Source organism: Lascolabacillus sp. (genome assembly GCF_028696275.1).
Classification (GTDB): Bacteria; Bacteroidota; Bacteroidia; order Bacteroidales; family Dysgonomonadaceae; genus Proteiniphilum; species Proteiniphilum massiliensis.
This window is the reverse complement of the sequence record NZ_JAQVHI010000003.1, coordinates 1-3,428: the sequence shown is the minus strand read 5'-3', so window position 1 is coordinate 3,428 and position 3,428 is coordinate 1. Positions and strand designations below refer to the sequence as shown.

At 45.0% G+C, this 3,428-nt stretch carries 5 protein-coding genes; all 5 read left to right on the top strand.

The features are described 5' to 3' along the window. Window positions 1–855 (top strand): YeiH family protein (locus PHO43_RS01545; RefSeq protein WP_288011049.1); only part of this gene is annotated, 855 nt, incomplete at its 5' end. Between the two features lie 125 nt (window positions 856–980). Next, window positions 981–1,277: a rhodanese-like domain-containing protein gene (locus PHO43_RS01540; protein ID WP_045088973.1), complete on the top strand. Its 297-nt coding sequence runs from the start codon at window positions 981–983 to the stop codon at window positions 1,275–1,277. 34 nt (window positions 1,278–1,311) lie between these two features. After that, window positions 1,312–1,734 (top strand): SRPBCC family protein, encoded by a 423-nt coding sequence (locus PHO43_RS01535; RefSeq protein ID WP_053826776.1) that lies wholly within the window; start codon window positions 1,312–1,314, stop codon window positions 1,732–1,734. Continuing rightward, window positions 1,712–2,206 (top strand): SRPBCC family protein, encoded by a 495-nt coding sequence (locus PHO43_RS01530; RefSeq protein WP_353738301.1) that lies wholly within the window; start codon window positions 1,712–1,714, stop codon window positions 2,204–2,206. The genes PHO43_RS01535 and PHO43_RS01530 overlap by 23 nt, the downstream gene beginning before the upstream one ends. Beyond that, window positions 2,203–3,428, top strand: a 1,226-nt coding sequence (locus PHO43_RS01525; protein WP_288011047.1) for an alkaline phosphatase family protein, incomplete at its 3' end; no start/stop codon positions are given. The genes PHO43_RS01530 and PHO43_RS01525, both read left to right, overlap by 4 nt.

The following is a 3,428-nucleotide window of genomic DNA, read 5'->3' as shown; positions in this document are numbered from 1 at the left end:
CCCGACAGCTGGGTACCGGGCATCCTGTTCTGCAGTAAGCAGATACTCAGGGGAGCAATCATCTTTTACGGATTCAGGCTCACATTCCAGCATATTGTGGCGGTAGGACCTGCAGCCATTATTGTAGACATAATAATGGTACTCTCCGTTTTATTACTAGGCTATTTCGCAGGGCGAATGCTGAAGCTAGACCCACACATTACAACACTCACCTCAGCCGGTAGTGCTATATGCGGAGCAGCAGCCGTACTCGGTACAGAACCCGTCTTAAAAAACCAACCACATAAAACCGCCATAGCTGTCTCAACGGTAGTCATCTTCGGAACCATCTCAATGTTTCTCTACCCCCTGATGTATAAGATGGATTGGCTCAGCCTCAATCCCCATCAAATGGGAATATACATAGGATCAACAGTGCACGAGGTAGCACACGTCGTAGGAGCCGGCAATGCCCTTAACAACCCGGTAATTGCCGAAAGCTCAGTAATTGTGAAGATGATAAGAGTCATACTACTTGCCCCCTTCCTCCTGATCCTAAGCATGCTTGTAGGCAGAAAAAACCGCAAACAGGGAATAGAAACAGCGGAGAAGTCCAAGATCACCATTCCCTGGTTCGCCTTCGGCTTCTTAATAGTGATAGGCTTCAACTCATTAAACCTGCTCCCCGTAGCAGTAGTAGATGGAATAAACAGAGCCGACAACTTCGCACTAACCATGGCAATGACAGCATTAGGAGCAGAAACAAACTTCAAAAAGTTCAAGCAGTCAGGCATCAAACCCTTTGTCCTTGCATTTATACTATTCATCTGGTTAGTAGTAGGAGGATACTTTATCAGCTCCCTAGTACAGTTTTAGTCAAAAAATCGATATAATATCGACCGTAAATAGATATTTATTCTAAAAAATTAAACATTGCGTCCACAAATATGTTTTATAATTGAAAACATCAAAACAGTTAAAAAAAACAGGATAAAACATATATGGGAATATTACGCAGACTGTTAGGGTTACCTGATAAAAGCTTTATCAGAGATAAACTTAACAAAGGCGCCATTCTGCTGGATGTACGCACCAGAGAAGAGTATCACTACGGACACATAGAAGGGTCGATAAATATTCCGGCATCAGAAATACACAACAAGATCGACAGGCTAGACAAGGACAATGTAATAATAGCCGTATGCGAGAGCGGCGCAAGAAGTGCACAGGTAGTCAGATACCTGAAAAGCAAAGGATTTGAATCATACAATGGCGGAGGATGGAGTTCCTTCAGATAACAAATAAGAACTTAACTTTAAAAAAACTCAGCATATGGAGACAGCTAAGATCATAGTTCAGTCGGCCATACATGCCGATGTAGTAAAAGTCTGGGAATACTATAACCAGCCCGAACATATAACAAAATGGAACTTTGCCGATCCCCTTTGGCATTGTCCCAGTGCAAAGAACGATCTTCGTGTAGGAGGTAAGTACGTAGCACGCATGGAAGCAAAAGATGGCAGCTTTGGCTTCGATTTCAGTGCAACCTACACCGAAGTGATAGAGCATGAAAAAATTGCTTACAGATTAGATGATGGCCGTGATGTTGAAATAATATTCGACAATCAAGACGGAACCACCTTCGTTACAGTAACCTTCGATGCCGAAAACCAGAACCCCCCTGAAGTTCAGAAGCAAGGCTGGCAGGCAATATTAGATAATTTCAAAAAATATGCAGAAAATGAAAGAGCTTGAATACGGATTCACAGTTGACAAACACAACAACACCATAACAATCATTCGCGAATATGATGCCCCCTTAGAGAAAGTATGGAAGGCATGGACCACCTCCGAGATGTTAGATAAGTGGTGGGGACCCAAGCCCTGGAGAGCCATTACCAAGTCGCTCGATTTCCGGGAAGGCGGTCACTGGCACTATTCGATGAACGGACCCGAAGGCGAAGTTCAGTGGGGCAAGTTCGATTACCTCACCATAGAGCCCAACGAGTCGTTCACAGGAAAAGATGGCTTCAGCGATGAGAACGGAACATTAGACACAACACTCCCTCAGAACCACTGGGAGCTCAGGATGAGTCAAACAGGCAATACAGTAATGGTTGATATGCTGCTTACATTCGAAAAAGCCGAAGATATCGACACCTATATAGACATGGGCTTCAAAGAAGGCATAACACAGACATTAGATCAGTTGGAAGAGATACTATGAACAAATTATTTTTAGTGATACTGCTCTGCCTTACAGGCAGCATCACCCTTGCGCAACAACCAGAAAGAAAAACAGTTTTCATAATAACAGATGGTATACCGGTAGACATAATCCACAAAGCAAGCACCCCCAATCTCGACAGGATAGAGCAGGAGGGCATCTTTTTGGAATCATACGTGGGAGGCGAGAGAGGAGGCATCACACAGACTCCCACCATATCCTCAAACTGCTATGCAACACTTATCACCGGAACCTGGGTAAACAAGCACAACGTATGGGACAACAACATTGCCAACCCCAATTACAACTATCCCACCATCTTCAGGCTATATAAAGATGCCTATCCCGATGGCAAAACAGCCATCTACTCAACCTGGCTCGACAACAGAACCAAGCTGCTTGGCGAGGGACTCGATGCAACTAAAAACCTGAAGATCGATTATGCCTTCGACGGGTTAGAGCACGACACCATCAACTACCCCCACGACAAGCATAGCAACTACATAAAAAAGATAGATGCCGCCGTAGCCTCAGAAGCCGCCAGCAGCATCTCTAAGAACGGACCAGACCTCTCGTGGGTCTATCTGCAGTACACCGACGATGCCGGTCACCACTACGGCAACAGTCCCGAATTCTACAACTCCATCACCTATCACGATGCGCTGATAGGCCTCATATACGATGCCGTAAAACAGCGTGAAGAAGAGCACAACGAAGAGTGGCTGTTTATTGTAGCCACCGATCATGGTCGCACCCCCCTCACCGCCCGCAGTCACGGTGGTCAGAGCGACAGCGAAAGAAATACATGGATGGTAATCAACAAGAAAGACATCAACGACTATGCCCTTAACTACAGGACAGCCGCAGTAGACCTTCTTCCCACCATTGCAGACTATATGAATATAGCGATAGATCAGAGCACCCTCTACGAGCTCGATGGCCTGTCTCTATTCAGCCCCGCAGACGCCTTCAATCTTAAAGGAGTACTGATAGACAACAGCAAGCTTCTTCTCAGCTGGACCTCCATCAGCAAGAACAGCGATACCACAGCCGAAGTCTATATCAGCACAACCAACAACATTAAAGAGGGCAATCCCGACAGATACATAAAAATTGGCGAAGTACCATTAAAAGAAGAGCTTGCCCTACTTTCCATAGAAATGCCCGAAGTATCAGACTTTCTTAAAGTAGTTCTTAAAACCCCCAATCATACTTTGAATTA

Excerpts from the sequence above, each read along its gene's own strand:
- PHO43_RS01540 (WP_045088973.1), top strand. The coding sequence starts at position 981 with ATGGGAATATTACGCAGACTGTTAGGGTTACCTGATAAAAGCTTTATC.
- PHO43_RS01535 (WP_053826776.1), top strand. The coding sequence starts at position 1,312 with ATGGAGACAGCTAAGATCATAGTTCAGTCGGCCATACATGCCGATGTA.
- PHO43_RS01530 (WP_353738301.1), top strand. The coding sequence starts at position 1,712 with ATGCAGAAAATGAAAGAGCTTGAATACGGATTCACAGTTGACAAACAC.